General features: G+C 61.2%; 21 protein-coding genes. 18 read left to right on the top strand and 3 right to left on the bottom strand.

Going from position 1 to position 23,140, the window contains the following annotated elements:
- Positions 1-19 precede the first annotated feature (19 nt).
- The 15 genes from tatC (at position 20) to rbsK (ending at position 15,392) form a co-directional block, all read left to right on the top strand.
- A complete protein-coding gene (gene tatC / locus KVT38_RS17060; RefSeq protein ID WP_217594939.1) occupies positions 20-811 on the top strand; it encodes a twin-arginine translocase subunit TatC in 792 nt (263 codons plus the stop codon).
- Between the two features lie 409 nt (positions 812-1,220).
- Positions 1,221-2,498 carry a methyl-accepting chemotaxis protein gene (locus KVT38_RS17065; RefSeq protein ID WP_217594940.1) on the top strand — a complete coding sequence of 426 codons (1,278 nt, stop codon included), beginning with the start codon at positions 1,221-1,223 and terminating at the stop codon, positions 2,496-2,498.
- A 252-nt stretch (positions 2,499-2,750) separates the two neighbouring features.
- Complete coding sequence (groES, locus tag KVT38_RS17070) at positions 2,751-3,035, top strand: co-chaperone GroES (RefSeq protein ID WP_090110743.1); 285 nt, start codon at positions 2,751-2,753, stop codon at positions 3,033-3,035.
- 82 nt (positions 3,036-3,117) lie between these two features.
- Positions 3,118-4,752 (top strand): chaperonin GroEL, encoded by a 1,635-nt coding sequence (gene groL / locus KVT38_RS17075; RefSeq protein WP_217594941.1) that lies wholly within the window; start codon positions 3,118-3,120, stop codon positions 4,750-4,752.
- Between the two features lie 147 nt (positions 4,753-4,899).
- Entirely contained in the window at positions 4,900-5,559 is a 660-nt protein-coding gene (locus tag KVT38_RS17080; protein WP_217594942.1) for an MgtC/SapB family protein, read from the top strand.
- Positions 5,560-5,697: 138 nt separating this feature from the next.
- Complete coding sequence (locus KVT38_RS17085; protein WP_217594943.1) at positions 5,698-6,657, top strand: alpha/beta fold hydrolase; 960 nt, start codon at positions 5,698-5,700, stop codon at positions 6,655-6,657.
- A 92-nt stretch (positions 6,658-6,749) separates the two neighbouring features.
- Positions 6,750-7,964 (top strand): MFS transporter, encoded by a 1,215-nt coding sequence (locus KVT38_RS17090; RefSeq protein WP_217594944.1) that lies wholly within the window; start codon positions 6,750-6,752, stop codon positions 7,962-7,964.
- Positions 7,961-8,887, top strand: a complete 927-nt coding sequence (locus tag KVT38_RS17095; RefSeq protein ID WP_217594945.1) for an AEC family transporter — start codon at positions 7,961-7,963, stop codon at positions 8,885-8,887. Before KVT38_RS17090 ends, KVT38_RS17095 begins: the two co-directional genes overlap by 4 nt.
- A 70-nt stretch (positions 8,888-8,957) precedes the next feature.
- The gene (locus tag KVT38_RS17100) at positions 8,958-9,821 is read left to right on the top strand and encodes a hypothetical protein (RefSeq protein ID WP_217594946.1); all 864 of its coding nucleotides are present in this window, start codon (positions 8,958-8,960) and stop codon (positions 9,819-9,821) included.
- A 180-nt stretch (positions 9,822-10,001) separates the two neighbouring features.
- On the top strand, positions 10,002-10,532 hold the full coding sequence (locus KVT38_RS17105) for a YceI family protein (RefSeq protein ID WP_217594947.1): 531 nt from the start codon (positions 10,002-10,004) through the stop codon (positions 10,530-10,532).
- A 145-nt stretch (positions 10,533-10,677) separates the two neighbouring features.
- On the top strand, positions 10,678-11,526 hold the full coding sequence (locus tag KVT38_RS17110) for an AraC family transcriptional regulator (RefSeq protein ID WP_217594948.1): 849 nt from the start codon (positions 10,678-10,680) through the stop codon (positions 11,524-11,526).
- A gap of 101 nt (positions 11,527-11,627) precedes the next feature.
- Positions 11,628-13,037, top strand: coding sequence for an ADP-ribosylglycohydrolase family protein (locus KVT38_RS17115; RefSeq protein ID WP_217594949.1), 1,410 nt, complete (start codon positions 11,628-11,630; stop codon positions 13,035-13,037).
- A 94-nt stretch (positions 13,038-13,131) separates the two neighbouring features.
- Entirely contained in the window at positions 13,132-14,085 is a 954-nt protein-coding gene (gene yunB, locus KVT38_RS17120; protein ID WP_217594950.1) for a sporulation protein YunB, read from the top strand.
- A 77-nt stretch (positions 14,086-14,162) separates the two neighbouring features.
- The gene (locus KVT38_RS17125) at positions 14,163-14,438 is read left to right on the top strand and encodes an iron-sulfur cluster assembly accessory protein (RefSeq protein WP_217594951.1); all 276 of its coding nucleotides are present in this window, start codon (positions 14,163-14,165) and stop codon (positions 14,436-14,438) included.
- Between the two features lie 39 nt (positions 14,439-14,477).
- Positions 14,478-15,392, top strand: a complete 915-nt coding sequence (rbsK, locus tag KVT38_RS17130) for a ribokinase (protein ID WP_217594952.1) — start codon at positions 14,478-14,480, stop codon at positions 15,390-15,392.
- A gap of 387 nt (positions 15,393-15,779) precedes the next feature.
- On the opposite strand, the gene KVT38_RS17135 is transcribed toward rbsK, so the two are convergent.
- Positions 15,780-16,826 (bottom strand): M23 family metallopeptidase, encoded by a 1,047-nt coding sequence (locus KVT38_RS17135; protein ID WP_254639294.1) that lies wholly within the window; start codon positions 16,824-16,826, stop codon positions 15,780-15,782.
- 108 nt (positions 16,827-16,934) lie between these two features.
- Here KVT38_RS17135 and lipA point away from each other — a divergent pair, with 108 nt between their 5' ends.
- Together lipA and KVT38_RS17145 are read left to right on the top strand one after the other, a co-directional pair.
- Entirely contained in the window at positions 16,935-17,864 is a 930-nt protein-coding gene (lipA, locus tag KVT38_RS17140; protein ID WP_217594954.1) for a lipoyl synthase, read from the top strand.
- A gap of 93 nt (positions 17,865-17,957) precedes the next feature.
- On the top strand, positions 17,958-19,181 hold the full coding sequence (locus KVT38_RS17145; protein ID WP_217594955.1) for a YutD family protein: 1,224 nt from the start codon (positions 17,958-17,960) through the stop codon (positions 19,179-19,181).
- Positions 19,182-19,244: 63 nt separating this feature from the next.
- Here KVT38_RS17145 and KVT38_RS17150 read toward each other — a convergent pair whose 3' ends face one another.
- Entirely contained in the window at positions 19,245-20,105 is an 861-nt protein-coding gene (locus KVT38_RS17150; RefSeq protein WP_217594956.1) for an NAD kinase, read from the bottom strand.
- 90 nt (positions 20,106-20,195) lie between these two features.
- Positions 20,196-21,368, bottom strand: coding sequence for a nucleoside recognition domain-containing protein (locus tag KVT38_RS17155; protein ID WP_368859115.1), 1,173 nt, complete (start codon positions 21,366-21,368; stop codon positions 20,196-20,198).
- Between the two features lie 208 nt (positions 21,369-21,576).
- Here KVT38_RS17155 and KVT38_RS17160 point away from each other — a divergent pair, with 208 nt between their 5' ends.
- Entirely contained in the window at positions 21,577-23,076 is a 1,500-nt protein-coding gene (locus KVT38_RS17160; RefSeq protein ID WP_217594957.1) for an aminoacyl-histidine dipeptidase, read from the top strand.
- The last annotated feature ends 64 nt before the right edge of the window (positions 23,077-23,140 follow it).

Raw genomic sequence — 23,140 nt, forward strand, 5'->3', positions numbered from 1 at the left:
CTGGGGGCGGAGGTCGCATATGGCGGAGCGCTCGGGCGCAAGGGCCGATACGATGGATATGGGCGGCATGCCGCTCATGGAGCATATCGGAGAATTGCGCAAAAGGGTCATTTATATCATCATCGTGCTGGTCCTCGCGCTGGTCGGAGGCCTGTTCGGCGCGGAGCCGCTGTTCGATTATCTGATCGACGCCGCACCGTCGGGGCAGGTCGACCTTAGCGCTTTCTCGCCGTGGGACGCGATCAGCCTTTATATGAAGTTCGCTTTTGTCATCTCGTTTGTCGTCGTTATTCCGTTCACCCTTTTCCAGTTGTGGGCGTTCGTCAAGCCCGCGCTCGGAAAAAAGGAACAGCGAGCGACGCTGCGATACATACCCGGAGCTCTTTTCATGTTTTTGGCCGGTTTGGCTTTTGCCTACTACGTGATTTTCCCGATGGCGTATTCTTTTACGGAAAAAGTGACAGAAAACCTGGGGCTGAAGCAAGTTTACGGGGCGAACCAATACTTTAGCTTCCTGTTCAACATCCTCGTGCCGATGTCGCTCCTGTTCGAGCTGCCGATTATCATCTTATTTCTCACCCGGATCGGCATCTTAAGCCCGGCGCTGCTGCGCAAGCTGAGGAAGCTGGCCTGGTTCGTCATGGCCGTCGTCGGCGTCGTCGTGACGCCGCCGGACGTCATCTCGGATCTACTCGTGGCGGTGCCGCTCATCCTGCTCTACGAGATCAGCGTGCTATTGTCTGCGAGCGCCTACAGCAAGCGTATGCGACGCGCCGCCGAACGGGAAGCCGCGTTGGACGAAGACGATTAGCGTGAATAGGGAACGTTTGCCGACAAGCGGCTGACTTTGCTTGCGCGGCGAACGTTTTTTTGTTTTTGCGCGTTTGAACGATATCCCCTTCGAACAGGAGAACGGGCACCATTTCCGCCAAATTCGTATGCGTCCTTGTATCTATTGAGTCCGGCCTAGGAAATTTGGCATGCGTTCCTGACTGAAGGGGATATCGTTCAAACGGGAGGAAACATAGTCTCCTAGGGCGAGAGAACCGTCCTTTTAGGGCGGTCGATTCAAGTTTGCCGACAAAAAATTAAAATCCTTTCATGCATTCGACATAATCCGATATTATCCAATACGAACTTGTGCTAAAATGTGTCTGTGATTCGAAATGGAAGTGCTTACATAGAAGTGGGCAAGCGACATTAATTCGGAGGGGTAAAGCATGCGCAATTCGGGATTCGGCTTGCAGACGAAGTTTTTGATCGGTTATGTCGCGTTGGTCGTTCTGCTGGCGCTGTCGTTTATTATGCTGGCGGCGGCTTCTGTGTTCAAAGGGCATTCGGCGTTATTAATCGAAGTGATCGTCATTTACGCGCTCATTGTGGTGGGCGGCGGCTTGGCGCTGCTGAGCGTCTCGCGCAAGCTGCTCCATTCGATCGGAGGCGTCACGGGTACGCTCAAGAACATTGCGGGTTCGGGCGGCGACCTGACCCAGCGCATTCCGGTTTATACGAAGGACGAGGTCGGCGATCTGGCGACGGCGGCCAACGCCATGCTGGACGGACTCCAGAAGATGATGAAGGAGCTTCGGGAAAATACGGCCGAGCTCGCGGCATCCGCCATTCAGTTGAAAACGGGCGCAGACGAGAACGCGAGAGTCAGCAGCGAAGTGTCGAGAGCGGTCGAGCGCGTAGCCGCGGGCTCGGAGACGCAAGTGACGCAATCGCAGCAAATCTCGGCCGTCATGACCGAGACGATCAGCGGTCTGACGCAGGTCGCCTCGACGACGACCGGCGTATCGGATGCCGCCCAGTTGACAAGAGACCGCGCGGAAGGCGGCTCCACGCTGCTTCAGACGACCTCGAGCGATATCGTGCAGGTCGAGTCGGCGTTCCGCTCGCTTCAGGAGACGGTTCGCGGCCTCAATCACAAATCCGAGAAAGTTATCGAAGTCATCGGATATATCTCGGAAATTTCGAGTCAGACGAACCTGCTTGCCTTGAATGCGGCGATCGAAGCCGCGCGCGCGGGAGAGCATGGCCGCGGCTTCGCCGTCGTCGCCGGCGAGATCCGCAAGCTGGCCGACCAGACGCAGCAGTCCGCCGTTCAGATCGCGACGACGCTCGAGGCGATGTCCGGCGACATCACCAAGGTGGCCGCCATGTTCGAGCAGAGCGCGGAGCAGGTGTTCGGCGCCGTATCGGGCATGCAGCACGCCGAGTCCGCGTTCAGAGAGATCGTCGGCGAGGTCGGCAAGCTGAGCGCCAACATCGGGGATGTCGCCGCGGCGGTCGAACAAATGTCCGCGGGCAGCCAGTCGGTGCAGCAATCGATCAGCGACATTACGCGCATCACGGAGGAGAATGCGTCCTTCACCGAGCAGGTCACCGCTATGAGCCAGCAGCAGCTGTCTTCTACGGAAGAGATGGCCCGTACGGCGGACAGGCTCAGCACGATGGCCGCCCGCTTGAAGACGTTGGTCGGCAACTTCCGAACGTAAAGAAGAGCTAAGTGGACGCTAGATGCCGCAACCCAAGCGTATAGGCCGGGACGTTTTGCGGAAACGATAAAAGGATGTCGAATGAGCGCGGATCCGCCTTTCATGCGGGTCCGCCTTTATTTTTTAACGCAAAGGGACTTGAAATGGTTATCCAAAATCAGTATTATAGGTATTGGTTATTAGCACTTAACACGATTGAGTGCTAAACTTCGCAAAATTCTCCGCAACGGAGTAAAAAAGGAGGCTATTTTCATGATCAAACCTTTGGGTGATCGCGTGCTTGTCGAAGCAAGCGCCAAGGAAGAAAAGACGCTGAGCGGTATCGTTCTGCCGGACACGGCCAAGGAGAAGCCGCAAGAAGGCACCATTATCGCGGTAGGCGCCGGCGCAGTCGGCAAAGACGGCGCGCGCATCGCGCTGGAAGTCAGCGTAGGCGATCGCGTTCTGTTCTCCAAATATGCGGGAACTGAGATCAAGTACGAAGGCAAAGAGTATTTGATTATGAAAGAAAGCGACATTCACGCGATCGTCGGCTAAGCCGGCGGACAACCGCTGACATAAGCAATCGCAAGCATTACCTATCCGAATAGGAACCAATTTCGAGGAGGGTTATTGAAGAATGGCTAAGGAAATCAAGTTTAGCGAAGACGCGCGCCGCGCGATGCTCCGCGGTGTGGACGCACTGGCCAATGCCGTTAAGGTAACGCTCGGACCGAAGGGCCGCAATGTCGTGCTCGAGAAGAAGTTCGGCTCCCCGCTGATCACGAACGACGGCGTGACGATCGCCAAGGAGATCGAGCTTGAGGACGCATTCGAAAACGCGGGCGCACAGCTCGTTAAAGAAGTCGCGACGAAGACGAACGACGTAGCCGGCGACGGCACGACGACCGCGACGGTACTGGCGCAAGCGATCATCCGCGAAGGCCTGAAGAACGTCACCGCCGGCGCGAACCCGATGGTCGTCCGCAAGGGCATCGACAAGGCCGTACGCGCCGCTGTCGAGCAACTGAAGGCGATCTCCAAGCAAGTCGAAGGCAGCAACGACATCGCGCAAGTCGCATCGATCTCCGCGGCTGACGAAGAAGTCGGCAAGCTGATCGCCGAAGCGATGGAGAAGGTCGGCAAGGACGGCGTCATCACTGTCGAAGAATCCAAGGGCTTCTTAACCGAGCTCGACGTTGTCGAAGGCATGCAGTTCGACCGCGGCTACGTGTCCCCTTACATGATCACCGACACGGACAAGATGGAAGCCGTGCTCGACAACCCGTACATCCTCATCACGGACAAGAAGATCTCCAACATCCAGGAGATCCTGCCTATCCTTGAGAAGGTCGTACAATCCGGCAAGCAGCTGCTGATCATCGCCGAGGACGTCGAAGGCGAAGCGCAAGCGACGCTGATCGTCAACCGTCTGCGCGGCACGTTCACTTGCGTAGCCGTCAAGGCGCCTGGCTTCGGCGACCGCCGCAAGGCGATGCTGCAAGACATCGCGGCTCTGACCGGCGGTCAAGTGATCACCGAAGAGCTCGGTCTTGAACTGAAGTCCACGAACGTGAACCAACTGGGCTCCGCCCGTCAAATTCGCGTCAACAAGGAAAACACGATCATCGTCGACGGTGCAGGCGACTCGAACGACATCAAGGCGCGCGTCAACCAAATCCGCGCTCAAATCGAAGAGACGACGTCCGACTTCGACCGTGAAAAGCTGCAAGAGCGTCTGGCGAAGCTGGCCGGCGGCGTAGCCGTCATCAAGGTCGGCGCAGCTACCGAGACCGAGCTGAAGGAGCGCAAGCTCCGCATCGAGGACGCGCTGAATGCGACTCGCGCAGCCGTCGAAGAAGGCATCGTATCCGGCGGCGGCACGGCGCTGGTTAACGTATACAACGCGGTTGCGGCCGTGAACGCCGAAGGCGACGAGAAGACAGGCGTCAACATCATCCTGCGCTCGCTCGAAGAGCCGATCCGCACGATCGCTGCCAACGCCGGCCAAGAAGGCTCGGTCATCGTCGAGCGTCTGAAGAAGGAAGAAGTCGGCGTCGGCTACAATGCCGCTACCGGCGAATGGGTCAACATGTTCGAAGCCGGCATCATCGATCCGGTGAAGGTGACCCGCTCCGCGCTGCAGAACGCCGCATCCGTCGCAGGCCTGTTCCTGACGACCGAAGCGGTCATCACCGACAAGCCTGAGAAGGACAAAGCGCCTGCAGGCATGCCTGGCGGCATGGGCGATATGGGCGGCATGGGCGGATTCTAATCCGAGCCACCGCGAATATACAAGCATACCGGCCGGACTCCAATCGGAGTCCGGCTTTTTTGCGTTGCGGCATATCGTCGGCAAGGGTAATAAAACGGTTATGGACACTATTTTGCTAAATAGGCGAGGAAAGAAGGCGTGATGCGGATGGAATGGGAATGGCTGCTCCGAATCGCGGCCGCCGGATTATGCGGAGCGATCATCGGCTACGAACGAAAGAGCAGAATGAAGGAGGCAGGCATTAAAACGCATTTTATCGTCGGCATGGGCGCGGCGCTGATGATGGTGCTGTCCAAGTACGGCTTCGGCGATCAGAAGGATTGGCCGAATCTGTCGCTCGATCCTTCGCGAATCGCGGCGCAGGTCGTCAGCGGTGTCGGGTTCCTAGGCGCGGGCATGATCATTTTGCAGAAGCAGACGGTCAAAGGGTTGACGACTGCGGCCGGCGTATGGTCGACCGCGGGGATGGGAATGGCGATCGGAGCGGGCCTGTATATTGTAGGCGGCGGCGCCGTCGTCCTGATCGTGCTCGGGCAGACGGTTCTTCAACGCAGCATCGGACGTCTGGGCCATGCGTCTGCCGAGCATGTCGGCATTCGGCTGGAGGACGGCGATGGCGCGATGGATGAACTGCTCGCCAAGCTGAAGGAGCTTCAGGTGTCGCTGGTCGCGATCGAGACGAATCGGGACGACAAAGGTGAGGTTGCCGTCGACCTGTCGATCAAGCTGCCGCCGTCCTGCGATAAGGAAAATGTGCTGACGTCGCTGCACGAGCTGCGCCACGTACGGCGCGTCGAATGGCAATAAAGCCATAATAGCGCGCAAAAAACGCAAGAAAAGGAAAGGGACAGTTTTTCCAGTCTATGGTACAATGAATACGCTTCAATACGGACGGAGCCGGGAACGCCATCCCGCCATACCAATCGTCAAAGGGGAAGATTTATCGTGCCAGCACTGGATATGCCGTTAGATCAGTTAAAGGAGTACCGGGGACGCAACCCGCGCCCGGCCGACTTCGACGAATACTGGGATCGCGCGCTCGCCGAGCTGAAGGCAACCGATCCGCAGGTCGAGCTCGTACCGAGCGAATTCCAGACGCCGCAGGCGGATTGCTTCGACCTGTACTTTACCGGCGTCAGAGGCGCGCGCATCCACGCGAAGTATATCCGTCCCAAAAACGTGCAGGAGCCGCATCCGGCCGTCGTGCAGTTCCACGGCTATTCGGGCAGCGCAGGGGATTGGAGCGACAAGCTCGCCTTCGCGGCGCTAGGCTATTCCGTTCTGTCGATGGACGCCCGCGGTCAAGGGGGCTCGTCCGAGGATGTGGGCGGCGTTAAGGGTAATACGCTGAACGGGCATATTATCCGGGGTCTGGACGATCATCCGGACAACCTGCTGTTCCGCCACATTTTCCTCGACACCGCGCAGCTCGCCGGCATCGCGCTCGGCCTGCCCGAAGTCGACCCATCCCGCGTCTACGCGGCAGGCGGCTCGCAGGGCGGCGCGCTCACGATCGCCTGTGCCGCGCTGGAGCCGCGCGTATCCAAGCTCGCGCCGGTCTTTCCTTTCCTCTGCGACTACAAGCGAGTGTGGGAGATGGACCTGGCGAAGGACGCCTATCAGGAGCTGCGCGACTACTTCCGCCGCTTCGATCCGACGCACGAGCGCGAGGAAGAAGTGTTCACCAGGCTTGGCTATATCGATCTTCAATATCTGGCAGACCGCATTCAAGGCGAAGTGCTCATGTTCGTCGGACTGATGGATTCCGTCTGCCCGCCTTCGACGCAGTTTGCCGCGTACAACAAGATCACGGCGAAGAAGGATCTGGTCGTTTATCCCGACTTCGGTCACGAAGGCCTGCCGGGTTCGAACGACAAAACGATGCAGTTCTTTATGCGGGACTAATTCGATATAACATGTTATAATAAGTTACGGTACGGACTCCCCCAGCGCGGGGGGGTCTGCTTTTGTTATTACACCCGAGGAAGTGAATGGCTTTGAACGTATCATGGAAGAGGAATTTGTACGTACTCTGGACCGGCGTGTTTTTTTGCAGCATGGCTTACTCTGCCGCCATACCGTTCATCCCATTGTTCCTGAAAAACGACCTGGGCGTGGAGCATCACGTCAACCAGTGGTCGGGTTTCGCGTTCGGCGTTACCTTTCTCGCAAGCGCGTTGATCGCGCCGTATTGGGGGTCTCTGGCCGACAAATACGGACGCAGGCCAATGCTGATCCGCTCGGGCTACAGCCTCGCGGCGCTGTACCTGATCACCTTTTTCGTGCAAGATCCGTACGTATTTCTGTTGGTCCGGGTATGCCAGGGCTTGCTCGCGGGCTACGTGCCGGCTTCGATCGCGCTGGTGGCGACGAACACGCCTGAGGAAAAATCGGGCTATGCGCTCGGCGTCATGGCGACGGCCAGCGCCAGCGGCGGCATCATCGGGCCGCTTGTCGGAGGCGTGGTGAGCCATCTGACGAGCAACCGGGAGGCTTTTTTATTTTCGGCGGCTGTCGTCTTCATCGCGGCGCTGATCGCAAGCTTTTTCGTCAAGGAGGAGAAGTTCAACCGCTCGGCGAAGCGGTCGAGCGTTCGCGAGGATCTGTCTCAGGCGATCCACAACCGCACGTTTATCACGCTGCTCCTGATCGTCGGCCTCAGCACCTTCTCCGTCATGATCCTCGAGCCGCTGCTCACGATCTACATGACTCAGCTTGGCGGGGAACAGGCGGACGCTTCGCTGCAGGCGGGCATCGTCTTCTCGGCGGTCGGCATCGCGACGCTCATCGCGGCGCCGCAGTGGGGGAAGATCGGCCAGCGGATCGGTTTTATCAAGGTGCTCGTCATCGGGCTCGCGGGCGGCGGCATCGGCAATCTGCTCCAATACTTCGTCGGGCACTACGTCGAATTCGGCGCGCTTCGCTTCGTATACGGCTTGTTTTTCGCGGGCGTCTACCCCGCGCTTAACGCCATGATCGTGCGGGTCACCGAGCCTGAATTCCGCGGCCGCGCCTTCAGCCTCAGCCAGTCGTCCACGCAGTTGGCCACGATGCTGGGACCGGTGCTTGGCGGCTTGCTGTCCGGTTGGATACCGATCCGCTGGGTATTCGTGCTGAACGGGCTCATGCTGCTCTGCTCGGCTGTCCTGCTGTTCCGCAAGCGGCACCTGGACCGAGTCGAGCCCAGCGTTGCCGGGGAGGCCCGCGGATGACCGTTTTTCTCCACATTCTCGTGAGCAACGTGCTTCCGATTTCGATATTGATCGCGCTCGGCATCGTATTGCAACGCGCCTTCAAGCTGGACATCCGGACGCTGTCGAAGCTGAACTTTTACTTATTTTCTCCGGCGATCATGTTCAAGCTGCTGTACAATACGGCGATCTCGCTCTCGCTGTTCGGCACGGTCATGGCTTTTTTCGCTTTATTTATGCTGCTCCAGTACGCGCTCGTCTCGGCGGTCGTCCGTCTTCGCGGATACGAGCCGTCGATGCGCAGCGCGATGCGATGCAGCGTGCTTTTTTACAATAGCGCAAACTACGGAATCCCGCTGAACCAGCTGGCGTTCCACAACAATCCGTACACGCTGTCCGTTCAGGTGCTGATCATGATGATGCAGTCGCTCATTCCGAATACATACGGCGTATACAGCGTCAACGCGCACAAGTCGGACTGGCGTCAAATTCGCCGGGTCATTCTGTCGATGCCGGTCATCTACGTGATTCCCGTGGCGCTGCTGATGCGCTACTTCTCGGTGCCGCTGCCCGACTCCGTCGTAACCTCCGTCGATTATTTGTCCAACGCCTTTATCGGCACGGCGCTCATCACACTCGGCGTCCAGCTGGGCAGCATGGCCTGGCGCATCAGTCGCAGGCTGCTGTCGGACATCAGCCTGTCCCTCGCGCTGCGGCTGGCCGCAGGTCCGCTGCTCGCCTGGGGCGCCTGCGAAATAATAGGCGCACACGGCCTGCTGGCAAGCGCGTTGATCGTCTCGTCATCCGTGCCGACCTCGCTCAGCAGCGTGCTGCTCGCCGTCGAGTTCGACAACGAACCCGAGTTCGCTTCGCAGACGGTTTTTGCCTCGACTGCGATCAGCACGGTGACGGTGGCGGCGGTGATCGCGATGCTGGGTGTTTGACGGCTGCATGCAACTATTCCTGATCTGGAAGCGTCTGGATGTTAGGCGGTAACAGAACGGAGGACGGCCGATGAGAAAATATGCGGTTTGCTGGCTATTGGGCGCGCTGCTGGTCTTGCAGGGGTGCGGAGCTCGCGAGGGTTTTAATGGGGCGGAGAACGGTGGAGAGTCGCCGAAGCCGCCTTCCGCATCCGCTTCGACCGCGCAGCTGCCTGCGTCGTCCGAAGACCCTTTTAAGATACCCGATGTGGTGCCGCATCTCGAGGTAACTGCAGGCGGCGTGACCTTTGAGGCGCAGAAGGGCGGCTACTGCTGGAACGACAAGGAGAAAGGCGTCGGCGTATGCGCGGATGCGGCAGCGATGCCGCCGAGCTTCGAGGATGTCAAGAACAAGCCGCCCGCGAACGCAGGTGACGAGATCGCGCTTGCCTGGTCGGGGGATCCGCCGGACAGCCTTCACAGCATCGTGTATTTCCCCGGATCGGAGCGGCCAGTCGAGGCCATCGAGCTGCAGGACGGGAAGCTCCGAGTCGCAGCCGGCAAAGGGAATCAATTGTACGTGGTGACGGCGACCTGGCCGCAAGGGACCGTGCCTTACTTTTTTGGCATTCGCGCAGACGTCGACGAAGATGCCAAAGAGACGACAGAGGCTGACACCGCCCTGCGCAAGCTTGCCTGGGAGGCGATGCCCGAGGGCGACAGGACAACCGTCGTCGGGGAGTGGCAGGAGGCGGAGATCGATGCGAAAGGGCTAGATCCGGCAGGCCTTGCTGCTGTCAATGGCGAGGGAGACGTCATCCAACTCCCTTCGACCGGAAGCGAGCGGCTAAGCACGGTTACTTTTCACACGAAAAATGAAACCATGCTCGGGCCGATGATTGCGGTGATCGAACGCGAATCCTGCGAGCTGCTTGGCTGGCTGCTCCGTGAATGAGCTTTGCAACCGATTGATACGACAGGCCGTTCTCGCCAATATGCGGGGACGGATTTTTTTAAATGTAAAGCGAAATTACACAGTTGACAGCCGCCCGATATTACTCTATATTTAGGATATGTTACTTAACTAAATAAAGCATGTTCCAAAATGTTAGTTAATTATGAGGAGGAAAATAAAATGGCAAAATCCGCATGGAATATTGACGCTTCGCACAGCTCGATCGATTTCTCGATCCGCCACTTGATGATCTCGAAGGTAAAAGGCACGTTCCACTCGTTCGAAGCGAGCGTTAACGCAGACGCTGAAGACCTGACGACGGCCGACATCGAGCTGTCCATCGACCTGTCCAGCATCGACACGCGCAACGCCGACCGCGACGCGCATCTGCGCAACGCCGACTTCTTCGACGTCGAGAATCACCCGAAGCTGATCTTCAAAGCGACGAAGATCGTCAAGACCGGCGACGGCGAGTATGACGTGACCGGCGACGTCACGCTGCACGGCGTTACGAAGCAAGAGACGTTCGAAGTGACGTACGAAGGCGCTTCGAAGGATCCTTGGGGCAATCAGCGCGCAGGCTTCAGCGCGAAGGGCAAGATCAAGCGCAGCGACTTTGGCCTGACGTACAACGCGGCGCTGGAGACGGGCGGCGTTATGCTGGGCGACGATGTTGCTATCTCGCTCGAGCTGGAAGCCGTTAAGGCGTAAGCCACGCAAAGCGAGCACTTATTTTTACTTGAAGCGGCGGAGCATCGGCTCCGCCGCTTTTTAGGTTGCCGAGCAACGCGATTCGCAGGTATATTAGCGCTAATAGCGCCGAGCGGCTATCGGCGCGCACGCAAGGAGAGTCGACATGCTCGAGATGTTCAGCTTCGACGCTGCGGTCCCGCTTCATCTGTTCGAATACGAACTGAGGAAGGAGCGTACCGAGCAGCATTGGCATTCCTTTTATGAGATCGGATATTGCATCGAAGGACGCGGCGCTTTTTTCATCGGGGAGGAAACGGTGACCGTCGAGCCGGGCACGCTGATGCTGTTCCCGCCTTACGAGCCGCATATCGCCATGGCCGAGGCCGAAGGGTGCCGGTTCGCGTTCGTTTATTTCAGCGAGTCGTTGTTCTCGCCGGAGGATCGGTATCTGCTGCGTCCGTTCGCGCGCGCGGCGACCTGGAGCGAGCCCGAATGGCGCTCGCATCGTCCTTCGTCGTTCGAACGGCCGGGCACGCTGCTCGCCGCGATGCTTGCCGAGTATGAAGCGAAGCCGTCCGCCTACGGTCCGCTGCTGCGATCGTCGATGCTGACGCTCGCCGTCTGGCTGTACCGCGCCGAGGAAGCGCGGTACGGACGCAGGGAATGGCGGGCGCGCAGCGATGCGCTTGAACGGCTGCGACCCGCGCTGGAGGCGGTGGCGGCGAGATTCGGGGAGCCGTTCGGGCTGCGCGAAGCGGCGGAGGCGCTGGCGCTCAGCGAATCGCGCACGCGGCATCTGTTCGTCGAAGGCGTGGGCAAGCGATTCAAGGAATATTTGACGTTCGTGCGGATGCAGGAGGCGAAGCGATTGCTGGCGACGAGCGATCTGTCGGTGACGGACGTGTATCTCGCCTGCGGCTTTCAGAGCGCGGCTCCGTTTTATCGATCGTTTCGGCAGCTCGTAGGCTTGAATCCCCAGCAATACCGGGAGAGATACATGAGCCGAGAATAGCCGTTTTTAAGAATGGAATCGGGGCAAAAAGAGATGAAAGCGCATCCCGTTCGGGTTAAGGTGAGGATAGCAATGACCGATACCGAAGGGGTGCGATAACGATGGCGGGATGGGAAAAGCTGAGCGAGCTCATGCGCAGGGAAATCATTCAAAGGGGCGAGGAAGGCTGCGCTGTGAGCGGGTTCGAGAGCAGGCGGGCGCAGTGCGGGGAAGACGAGGAGAAGCTGATGGCACTGTACGCGGAATTAAGCGCGCTCGAGCCGAGTCCGGACTTTCCTTTTGTCGAGCCGTCGGATCTGGCGGGCATCCGCGCGCTGCGTCCCGAGGCGAGCCGCAATCGAGAAGGCCAAGTCCCGGAGCTTGGCGAAGCCGCATGGCGCGACAAGTTTCTCGGCGCCTGGGCGGGCCGGCTGAGCGGCTGCGCGCTCGGCAAGCCGCTCGAGTCGTGGCCGATGATGGGGGGCTCGAACGGCAATCCGGGCTGGCGCAACGTGCAGCTCTGGTTCGAAGGCGCGGATGCGTGGCCGATCCGCGGCTATACGCCGCCGCGGTCGCGAGCCGAGTCTGAGCATATCAACCTGGCGCCATGGTGCATGAAGAGCACGCGCGAACAAATTCGCTTCATGGAGAGCGACGACGACGTGCGGTACACGGTGCTCGGCCTGCTCATGCTGGAGGAGAAAGGGCTGGACTGGGACGCTTGGGATATCGGCAAGCTCTGGCATGGCCGCTTGACCTACCAGCAGGTCTGCACGGCGGAGACGCAGGCCTATCTGAACTTCGGGCAAGTGACGTCCCATATGAACCGGGACAAGCCGGCGGATTGGGCGGCCAAGCAGGAGTGGGTGCGCACGTACCTGAACCCGTATCGCGAATGGATCGGCGCGCAGATTCGCGCGGACGGCTTCGCATACGGCGCCGCGGGCAATCCCGAGCTGGCCGCCGAGCTGGCATGGCGGGACGCCTCCTTTTCTCATGTGAGGAACGGTATCTACGGGGAAATGTTCGCGGCCGCAATGATCGCGGCAGCTTTCACGGAGACCGATCCTGAGCGAATCGTCGAAGCCGGTCTGCGAGAAATCCCGCGCACCTCGCGGCTTGCGCACGACATTGGCCAAGCGATAGATATCGCGAAAGGCGCGAAGGATCAGATCGAGCTCGTCAGTCGCATCTGGGAGGCGTTCAAGCATTACGACCCGGTCCATACGAACAACAATGCGGCGCTTGTGGCGGCGGCGCTGATCCATTCGGGCGGCGACTTCGAAAAAGGGATCGCGACCGCGGTGCTCGGCGGCTGGGACACGGACTGCAACGGCGCGACGGTCGGATCGATTCTGGGGGCCAGCCTCGGCGCTGCCGCCTTGCCCGCATCGTGGATCGAGCCGCTCAACGATACGTTTTACGCGGATCTGACCGGCTTCGACCCGATCTCGATCTCCGCTTGCGCGGAGCGGAGCTACCAAGTGTTCTTGCGAATCCGCGAACAGGCGGCGACGCTGGCCGGCAGATAAGGCGAACGGCGATCTATTTTGCGCCCTTCCTTCATAAGCATGAAGAGAGTTCGTCCCGAATTCGGCATGCTTAAGGAAGGGATGTGAGTCCCGGATGCGTAGAAAATGGGGACGCTGGCCGCCGGCTGGCAAAAGCTGGAGCTTGAGACTGCCCGCCTCGAGAGGCTGGAGAAGCGCGAGAAGCGCGAGAGGCACGAGGAATGCGAGGAGCGTCGCCTTCCGGCCGAGGCTGTTTTCCGGCTTCGGCAGAAGCAGGGGCTTCGTCGCCCGCCCTGGCAGGAGCAAGCCTGCCATACCGGGCCGCTCGTACTCAAGCCGCCCTCGCATAACCGGCAGCCGCGCGAGGCGGACGCCTCGGCTGCCGCGAAAGTACTTTTTTCTTGCGCTGCTCGCGATCGCGCTTTTCGCCGCCATCCAATCGTTTATGTACCTGGATCGCTATCTGAGAGAGCCGCTCATGTTCCTCGCCAAGGAGCGAATCACCGAGATGGCCGTGCAGGCGATCAACGCCGCCATCACGGAAAATATCGCGGCAGGGGCGGACGGCAGCAAGATGGTGCATTGGAAAACGAACGCGGACGGCAAGACGACGGGCATCGAGATCGATTACAAGGAGCAGATGCGCATCACCGCGCAGACGATCGCCGTCGTCGAGCAAGCGCTGAAGGAGCAAGAGGCACTGCACGAGCGCATCCCGATCGGCCATGCCATCGACAGCCCGTTCCTGTCGTCGCTCGGCCCGAGCGTGGCGGTCAAGCTGCACCCGATCAGCACCGTGCAGGCGGAGGTTCGGACCCGCCAGACGAGCGCGGGCATCAACAACGTCCTCGTCGAAGTGTACATCCACGTCAAGACCGATATCGCGATCGTCATTCCGTTCGACCGCGAGCCGAACCGGATCGAGACGGACATCCCGCTCTCCTACGTGATGGTAGCGGGGGATACGCCGCTCTATTATTACGACGGCAGCGGCAATCCTGTCGGCAGCGGCGCTTCGCAGGCGCCTGTGCTGAGCTTGCCAACGCCTTCCGCGTCCGCAGGTCCGTAAACGCAAGCTTGTTCCTTCCGAAGCCGGACTGCTATAATACAGGCAGCAAGCAACGAGCGCGAACGGAGGTCGGCGACATGGAGCTTCGCATATCGGAGGCCGCCGCGGCCTGCTTCCTGGAGGAATGGGAGTATAGCCGTGGAGACAAGGTCCGCGTCTACGTCCGTTACATTAGCGGAGGCAGCGAACCCTACGGCTTCGGCATCATGCTGGACGATCCGGTGGATCCCGCCGCGGAAGCGGATGCGGACGGCCTTCATTTTTATATGGAGAGCAAGGATGTCTGGTTCATCGAGCACGGTACGCTTACGATCGATCGCGACGAGGGCGGCATCGCCTTCAAGGTCGAATAGACTGGACGCGCAAAACTGACACCGTCGGAGGTTGGACTTTTGAGCAAGATTGCAGTCATTGGCAGCATTAATATGGATATCGTCAATCAAGTGGAAGCGTTCCCGCAGCCGGGCGAGACGATTCATGGCAGCGGCACCGTCTATCAGCCGGGAGGCAAAGGCGCGAACCAGGCGGTTGCAGCCGCCTTGGCGGGAGACGGCGCGCTCATGATCGGCGCCGTCGGCGACGACGCGTTCGGCGGCGTGCTGACCGACTCGCTGCAGTCGCGCAGCGTAGACACGAAGGGCGTATCGGTCAAGGCGGGCTCGTCGGGACTCGCGTTCATCACAGTCTCGGGGAGCGGGGAGAATACGATCGTCTTGTCCGCGGGCAGCAACGGCAAATTGACGGAGGCGGACGTCACGGACGAAGCGCTGTCCGGCGCGGAGATCGCGCTGCTGCAGAACGAGATCCCGCCGGCGGTCAACCTTCATGCGTTGAAGCTGTGCGCGAAGCTTGGGATCAAGGTGTGCTACAATCCGGCGCCGGCGGCGAAGCTTCCCGCGGAAGCGCTGCCGCTTATCGACACGCTCGTCGTAAACGAGACCGAGGCGGAAGTCGTCAGCGGCTTGACGGTGAACGGCTTGGAGGACGCCGAGCGGGCCGCGCGCGCGCTGCAGGCCGAAGGGGTCGCGCGAGTGATCGTGACGCTGGGCGGCAAAGGCGCGCCCGCGCTCGACCGGGACGGCGCCGCGCTGCGCGTGCCGGCGTTTAAGGTCGAGCCCGCGGACACCACCGCTGCGGGCGACACCTTTATCGGCGCCTACGCGGCTGCGACGGCGTCGGGGCTGGAGCTCGCGGCGGCGCTGCGCTACGCAGCGGCCGCGGCGGCGATCTCCGTTACGCGGCACGGCGCGCAGAGCTCGATCCCGGCGAAGGCGGAGATCGAGCGGTTTCTGCACGAGCGGGCGTAACGGGTACGGCCGGGCGCAGCGGATGGGCCGCGGCGCCGCGTTTGGCGGAACGGCAGAAAACGGCGCTCAGCGGGCGCCGTTTTTGTGCTGGTCCGCATCGGGATGCGAGTGCAGGAGCCGTTAGCAGGATTTCGCGCTGACTCGGTCTCGGGTGGTTATAGAGAAAATTGGAAGTGTTCTCCGTTGCTTCGCAAGCTGCAGAGCTTATGCCGCTTGCCGGAAAAACGGTACTGCTTTAGTGTAACTTTTTGCCCTTACACCACACGTTATATCGTATACGAGCCTGCAGAATAACTTTTTGACCTGCATTCCGTACAATCTACAGGACCGTTTCGGACCTACCTCTCTCCAGCACACTGTTCTGACTGCCGTTAACCGGCCACAGCCTCACCCGCCGCCCTTGCTGCGGCTTGAAAGCGCCTTGCGCTCGGATCGCTCCCAATTGTGAAGCAATGGGTACGGGTCGAACGCCCACTCCACCAAGCCGCGGTCTCGGTACACGCCGTAGTGCAGATGCGGCGGGAATTTCCCCTGCGTGCCAGGTCTTCCGTAACCCGAGCTGCCCACCCACCCGATCACGCGGCCGGGCTCCACGATGTCACCGGTTCGGATGCTTTTATCGAATCCGGACAAATGCGCGTAGTAATGGTACAGGTTGTCGATATCCCTGATGCCGATTCGCCATCCTCCGAATTTGTTCCAGCCCTTGACCTCCACCACGCCGTAGCACGTACTGCGTACGGGAACGCCCTGACCGGCGAAAATATCGGTCCCTTCGTGAATTCTGACGCCGCCCCATCCCCGCCTGTTGCCCCAGGTGCTGCGGTAGGAGTAGACGCTGTTCAACGGAAGCGGGAATACGTGTTTGGACAAGTTGAGCGTACCGAACGCCGAGTAGAGCTTGTCGAATTGCTGTACTCTTAGCACGGCTCGCGAACTCTGATAATATTCCCACAGCCCGATCGCCATATGGTCGACGCCGGTGCCCTGCAGCATCGTCTGCCGGACGACCGAATAAAGCCTGTCGACGTCGTTGTTCCTGTCGGCCATGCCGTCGCCGGACCCGTCGCGGCCGATGCCGCCGAATAGCGCGATCGAGAGTGGCGAGCGGTCCTCCGAATTCGGATTGAGCGCGCCGGCCCATCGTTCGGGCGCGACATAAGCGCCGCTGATGGCATGCTCGCCAAGCGGGCGCTCCTTGGGCCGCAGCCGTGTCATCGAGCGTTCGTACTGATCGACGGCCGCCACCTTTTGCCAGGTCAATCCCGTGATCGCTGCCACGTGGTCGTACAGCTCGCGCCGTGCCTTGTCCTCGCCGCCCGGCTCCTGGCCGTGAACGTGCGATACGATCGCAAAGCCCAGCGCGGCCGCCGCCGCCGCGACCCGCAGCGGATGCCGCAGGCGTATTGTCTGCGTTATTAGCCGTTCTAACATGATGCCACCTCGCATCGACTCCCCTTTCCCAAGTATCCGTAGCCTTTGCAGTACGTTGGTTTTTATGTGAATCATGCTATAATAAAGGACAGAAAGCGGGGGAATGGCATGAAGAACGGCGAGAAGACGCCCAAGCCCGACTGGCTGCGCATCAAGCTGACGACCGGCGACAACTATCAGGAAATCAAGCAGATGATGAGGGCCAAGACGCTCCATACGGTCTGCGAAGAAGCAAGGTGTCCCAATATATACGAATGCTGGGCGAATCGCACGGCGACCTTTATGATACTTGGCGATATTTGCACGAGAGCATGCCGCTTCTGCGCGGTGAAGACGGGGCTGCCGACGGAGCTCGACCTGCAGGAGCCAGAGCGGGTGGCCGAAGCCGCCGAGCAGATGAACCTGCAGCACTGCGTCGTCACCTCGGTGGCGCGGGACGACCTGAAGGACGGCGGCGCATCGATATTCGCCGAGACCATCAAGGCGATCCGGCGCAAGCTGCCGCTCTGCAGCGTCGAAGTGCTGATCCCGGATTTCCAGGGCGACCTCGAATCGCTGCGCATCGTCATGGACGCGAAGCCCGACATTCTCAATCACAATATCGAGACGGTGGCGCGGATGTCCAATCGCGTGCGCGCGAAGGCGAAGTATCCGCGGTCGCTCGAGCTGCTTCGCAGAGCGAAGGAACTGGCGCCGAAGATCCCGACCAAGTCCAGCATCATGCTGGGCGTCGGCGAGACCTACGAAGAAGTGCTGGCCGCGATGGACGATCTGCGTGCGAACGACGTGGACATTTTGACGCTTGGTCAGTACCTCCAGCCAAGTCCGGCGCATATGCCGATCGCACGCTACGTCCACCCGGACGAATTCAAGCAGCTCAAGGCCGAAGGCCTGGCGCGCGGTTTCTCGCACGTCGAGTCCGCGCCGCTCGTGCGCAGCTCCTATCACGCGCATTCGCAGGTGAAGTCCGCAGCGGCGACGGCGTCGGCCGTTCAAGGAGCGGCGGAGAGCTTGCCGGCGGCGGCAACGGGCGTCTGACGTCTAGCGCCTTGCGCGTCGGCGGGCCATGAATACCTTATTCGCGCGCGGCCGCTGGCGGTCGGCGCACGGGAGACGGAAGGAGAGCCTTGCGTGATCTATCTGACCGGGAACAACGCCTATTCCGTTGTTCGCGACCACAAGAACGGATGGAATCCCGAAGCGTTCCGGGAGAGATTCAGCGAGGTGCTGGAGCGATACGATTACATCGTAGGCGACTGGGGCTACAGCCAGCTCCGGCTGCGCGGTTTTTTCCGCGAGCCGCAGCCGAAGGCGCCGAAGGAATCCGTCATTTCGCATCTGTACGAATATATACACGAATATTGCAATTTCGGCTGCGCGTACTTTGTCCTCGAAAAGCTGGATCTTGCCGCCGTGCCCGAAGGCGCGGGCGTTCGGCTTGAAGAACTGCCGGCCGTTGCGCCGCAGGCCGCGGAGCAAGCCGCCGGCGACGCAGACGACGGCCAAGAGGGCGAGCCGGCTGCGCAGGCACCTGCGGCCGCCATCTCGCTGCCGTCCGGCGGCATGCTTATGCGCTGGCCGCTGAAGGAACGGCCGGGCGGCCGGGTGCCGGGGACGAGCCCGTCCGCGGTCGCACGCGCCGTATCCGAAGGCGCGGAGCGGCGCGCAGCCGCGGCGCAGACCGCGGCCGCGAGCGCACGCGACGAGATGTACGGGCGCGGCAGTCCCTTTGACGGCGCCCGCCAGGAGCGCGGCGGCGATAGTCGGGACCGCAAGCCGGGAGGCGGCGGGTACCGCGGCGGTTCGAGCGGCGGCGGCTACGAGCGGAGAACCCAGGGCGGAGGCTACAACAAGCAGGAGCAGCGCCAGCATCCTCGCGACGGCGGCGATCGCGCGACGACGTCCGGCGGCGAAGGCGGCGGGTACCGCGGCGGCTCTTCATCCGGCGGTGCGCCGGGCGGCGGGCATCGCAGCGGCGGCGCACCCGGCAAGTGGCCGAACAACAAGAACCGGCGTCGCGGCCCGCAAGGCGGGGGCCAGCCGGGAGGACCGGCGCCGGGCGGCGGACATTCGCAGCAGCGGTTTTCCCCGGGCGGCGCGCAGCAGGGCCATTCTTCGGGCAAGCCGCGCCACCACGACGGGAGCCAGCGGCCCGAGCACGGGCAGCGGGGCGAGCGGCCTGAGCACGGCGGGCGGCCCGAACGGAGCGACCGCTTCGACCAGGGTCCGCGCGCCGATCGTGCCGATTCAAGGCCGCGACCGGAACGCCCGAGCGGCGGCGCTCCAAGGTCAGGCGGCGAACCGCGAACCGACGGCGGAAGCAAGCCCGAACGGAGCTCCCCGGCAGGCGAGTGAGCAAGTACGTTAAAAAGACCGGCAGGGCGGCGATCGAACGCGCCTTGCCGGTCTTTTTGTCTTTTACTTGTGTGCTTCGTCTTCGCTCAAGTCGGCGAACGTCTTGCGCGGGAAGTTCTGGCTTAATATCTCCTTTGGCGATCCGATGAACGCGTTGCGCACGCGATTCCAGAACGGATGCGGCCGGTACCTTGCAAAGTGGATCTTCTGCTCAGCGACCGTACAAATAATCGAGCGCACCCCTTGAAAACGCAAGGTCAAGTGGTCGACGAGCAGCGACAGGTCGTCGGACGGATCGGTGACGATGTCGCAATGATGATGCTTCGGAAGAATGACGGACGAACCGAGCGTACGGTAAATCCGGTTGTTGATGGACGCCAGCTCCGCGATCTGGAGCGCCTCGAGCGAGGGATGAAGAATGGCGCCGTGCACGCTCTTGTTGTAGCCCGTGCTGCCCGACGGCGTAGAGACGACGATGCCGTCCCCGCGGAACATCTCGAAGGGCTCGTCGTTAATATTAAGCTGGGCGACGAGCGTGCCGCCCGGCCTTTTGAGCGTAAATTCGTTGAGGGCGAGATACGACTTGGACTCCGTATTCGTCACGACCTGAATATGCAGCAGCGGATAACTGACCTTCTGCGGCTCGGTGGACGCAATCAGCGAGACCAGCTCTTCGAGCTCGTTTTTTTTCCAATCGGCATAAAAACCCAGGTGGCCTGTGTGCACGCCGACGAAGGCCACGTCCTCGACGCGGTCCGCGAAGGAATGAAAGGCCTGCAGCAGCGTACCGTCGCCTCCGATCGAGACGATCAAATCCGGACTGCCGGGGTTGGACGTCAGCCCGCGTTCGCGCGCGAGCTTGTGGAACGTCTCCGCAAGTTCGCGGGAGAGCGAGTCGCCCCGGTCGAGCAGCGCATATTTCAATGGAATGCTCCTTCCCAGCTTAAGCGCTCAATCGTTGTCTGACATAGATGATAAACAATATCGGCGCTTAAGACAATGCCGGCGCGGCGCTTATGCCCCGTGAAGCCAGGGCCAGAGCAGGTAGACAAGCGCGACGCTGATTCCCGCATGCAGCAGCCGCGCGCGCGCGAAGGGGCCGTAACGCCAGCCGGTGCGTCCCATGAGCCCGGCGACCTGCGCATGCACGGACAGGCCGGCCCAGGCCAGGACGAACGCCGCGACGGCCACGCGGTCGATCAGGGCGGCGGGAATGCCGCCGAAGCCCGCGCTCGCTGCCGCCGCGGCGTTGCCCAGCGTCACCTCGAACGTCCCCTGCACGAAGGCGTTAGCGAGTCCGGGCTCGAGGCCGCAGGTTTGGAGCGCGAATACGATCGCATGCTTCAGCGGCAGCAGCAGGCCGCCGTGCAGGAGCAGCTGGAGCGTGGCCGAAAAGCAGACGACCAGACCGCCTACGACGATCATAAGGGCGAGCGAGGACTTGACGGCCTGGTTCAGCACGATGCCGAACGGCCGTCCATCCGCCATTCTCGCTTCGTGCATCGCCACAATCGCCCGTTTGAAACGGCCAAGCCCGAGCTTGGCGTCGCGTTTAGGCGCTTCAACCGGCGAAACCGGCTTCCCGGGGGCCGGCTTCGACCGCTCTTCGGGCTCCGGTTCCGGATCGTCCTTGCGCCACCGCAGCAGCAAGCCGACCAGCATCGCCCCGCCATAGTGAGCCACAGCCAGCACCGGCACGATGTCGAGCCGTCCGAAAAAGCCCAGGCAGACTGCGCCGATCAGAAAAATCGGATCGCTGGTCGTCGTCATCGAGACCAACCGCTCGCCTTCGCCGCGGCTCAGGAGGTTTTGCTCCATGAGCTGGGAGGTCAGGCGCGCGCCGATCGGGTAACCCGCCCCGAAGCTCAGCGCCAGCACGAAGCCGCCTGCGCCGGGAATGCGGAACAGCGGCCGCATGAGGGGATCGAGCAGCGCGGCGGCCAGGTGAACGATGCCGAAGCCGAGCAGCACCTCGGACAGGACAAAGAAGGGAAACAGTGCGGGAAACAGCACCTCCCACCAGACGGACAAGCCTTTGAGCGAGGCTTCGAGCGCGATGCTGGGCATGAGCAGCGCCAGCAGTCCGATGAGCAGGACGCATGCGCCAGCTCCGGTCACGGCCGCCACCCGAAGCCCTCTTCGAACGAAGCCGGCGTTTCCTTTTCGCGATAAGATGAAGTCGGACACGAGCGCACTTCCTTCCCTGGACCAAGCTGCCCTCTTGTCCGATTATATGCGGGGCGGGGCGGGAAAATTTCAAGGACGGCGCATTTGCGGCTGTTTAACTGCGGTTGCTTAACGAGAGCTGCTGCTATATATTGCAAGCATGGCCCGTCGATGGGCAAACGACGAGCAAACGCTTCGCAAACGAATCGAACGCAAGGAGGCGCGACCATTGAGCAGCGCAAACGCCGAATCGAAACTTTATGGGGGCGATTGTCCCGTCATTCCGCACTTCGAGGCGCTGTCCGCCATCCCGCGAAGCTCGGGACATGAACGGGCGGCGAGCGATTATGTGGCCGCATTCGCCAGAGCGCGCGGGTTTGAGACCGTGCAGGACGAATCTTTGAATCTGGTCATCCGCAAGCCGGCCTCGCGAGGTTATGAGCAGGCGCCGCCGGTCATCGTGCAGGGACATCTGGACATGGTCGGGGAAAAAAACGAAGGCGTCGCCCACGACTTCCTGACCGATCCGATCCGGCTGCGGCTGGACGGCGACTTCATGACCGCGGAAGGAACGACGCTCGGCGGGGACAACGGTCTGGGCGTCGCCTTCGCCATGGCACTGCTGGATGAGCGGAACGCGGAGCATCCTGCGCTCGAGATCTTGCTGACGACGGAGGAAGAGACGTCGATGAAGGGCGCAAGGAAGCTGGATCCCGCGCTGCTGAAGGGCCGCATGATGATCAACCTGGATTCCGACAGGGAAGGCATTCTCTATGTCAGCAGCGCCGGCGGGGCGCGCGCTTATCATACGGTGCCCGTCGAATGGACGGATGCGCCGCAGCAGGCGCGGGCGGGCCGGCTGCGCGTACACGGCCTAGTAGGCGGCCATTCGGGCGACGATATCGTTCACGAGCGCGCCAACGCCTGCGAGCTGCTCGGGCGGGCGCTCGACGGCTTGCGCAAGCGGCTGCCGTACGGCCTCGCGGACGTGCGCGGCGGCCTCGCGTCCAATGCGATCCCGCGGGAAGCCGAGGCGGTCTTGTTCGTGCCGGAAGCGCGTTGGGAGGAAGCCGAAGCGGCCGTACGGGAATGGGAAGCGGTATTCCAAACGGAGTATGCGGTGTCCGATCCGGGCGTAAGCGTCTCGCTTGAGGCGTCGGAGGGCGGCGCGGCTGCGGGGGATGAAGCGGCGCGTATCTTTTCAGACGCTTCCCATAGCAAGCTTGTCGATGCGCTGCTGCTCATCCCGAACGGCGTTCTTCGGATGGACAAGGCGATCCCGGGACTTCCGCGCACGTCAACCAACGTGGGCATCGTGAAGACGGCCGCGGACAGCGTGCGCTTCGAAAGCCTGGCCCGCAGCTCGCTCAGGTCCGAGCTCGATGCGGCCATGACAAGGATGGAGACGCTCGCCCGCCTTCTTGGCTGCGGCTTCGAAGCGGGCGATTATTATCCCGGCTGGCCGTATCGGATGGCATCCCGGCTGCGGGATGTTTTCGTGGACGTATACGGGCGCGAGTTCGGACGGCCGATGGAGGTCAAGGCGGTGCATGCCGGCATCGAATGCGGGATTTTCGCCGACAAGATTCCGGAGCTGGACGCCGTATCATACGGGCCCGACCTTTACGATATCCATACGCCGGCGGAGCGCTTCCGCATCTCTTCCGTCGAACGGACATGGCGTTATCTTCTCCTGGTACTGAAGTCGCTAAAGGATAATCCGGCATAAAAAAGCGGCGAAGACCTGCCCTTTCCGGGCAGGTGTTTTCGCGGTCATTTTTGTAAGCGATTGC

The sequence above is a fragment of the Cohnella sp. GbtcB17 genome, assembly GCF_019091135.1.
Lineage (GTDB): Bacteria > Bacillota > Bacilli > Paenibacillales > Paenibacillaceae > Cohnella.

What these genes read in the sequence shown, in the direction of transcription:
- tatC (WP_217594939.1), top strand. Translation starts at nt 20, where the DNA reads ATGGCGGAGCGCTCGGGCGCAAGGGCCGATACGATGGATATGGGCGGC.
- KVT38_RS17065 (WP_217594940.1), top strand. Translation starts at nt 1,221, where the DNA reads ATGCGCAATTCGGGATTCGGCTTGCAGACGAAGTTTTTGATCGGTTAT.
- groES (WP_090110743.1), top strand. Translation starts at nt 2,751, where the DNA reads ATGATCAAACCTTTGGGTGATCGCGTGCTTGTCGAAGCAAGCGCCAAG.
- groL (WP_217594941.1), top strand. Translation starts at nt 3,118, where the DNA reads ATGGCTAAGGAAATCAAGTTTAGCGAAGACGCGCGCCGCGCGATGCTC.
- KVT38_RS17080 (WP_217594942.1), top strand. Translation starts at nt 4,900, where the DNA reads ATGGAATGGGAATGGCTGCTCCGAATCGCGGCCGCCGGATTATGCGGA.
- KVT38_RS17095 (WP_217594945.1), top strand. Translation starts at nt 7,961, where the DNA reads ATGACCGTTTTTCTCCACATTCTCGTGAGCAACGTGCTTCCGATTTCG.
- KVT38_RS17100 (WP_217594946.1), top strand. Translation starts at nt 8,958, where the DNA reads ATGAGAAAATATGCGGTTTGCTGGCTATTGGGCGCGCTGCTGGTCTTG.
- KVT38_RS17105 (WP_217594947.1), top strand. Translation starts at nt 10,002, where the DNA reads ATGGCAAAATCCGCATGGAATATTGACGCTTCGCACAGCTCGATCGAT.
- KVT38_RS17110 (WP_217594948.1), top strand. Translation starts at nt 10,678, where the DNA reads ATGCTCGAGATGTTCAGCTTCGACGCTGCGGTCCCGCTTCATCTGTTC.
- KVT38_RS17115 (WP_217594949.1), top strand. Translation starts at nt 11,628, where the DNA reads ATGGCGGGATGGGAAAAGCTGAGCGAGCTCATGCGCAGGGAAATCATT.
- yunB (WP_217594950.1), top strand. Translation starts at nt 13,132, where the DNA reads ATGCGTAGAAAATGGGGACGCTGGCCGCCGGCTGGCAAAAGCTGGAGC.
- KVT38_RS17125 (WP_217594951.1), top strand. Translation starts at nt 14,163, where the DNA reads ATGGAGCTTCGCATATCGGAGGCCGCCGCGGCCTGCTTCCTGGAGGAA.
- KVT38_RS17135 (WP_254639294.1), bottom strand. Translation starts at nt 16,826, where the DNA reads ATGTTAGAACGGCTAATAACGCAGACAATACGCCTGCGGCATCCGCTG.
- lipA (WP_217594954.1), top strand. Translation starts at nt 16,935, where the DNA reads ATGAAGAACGGCGAGAAGACGCCCAAGCCCGACTGGCTGCGCATCAAG.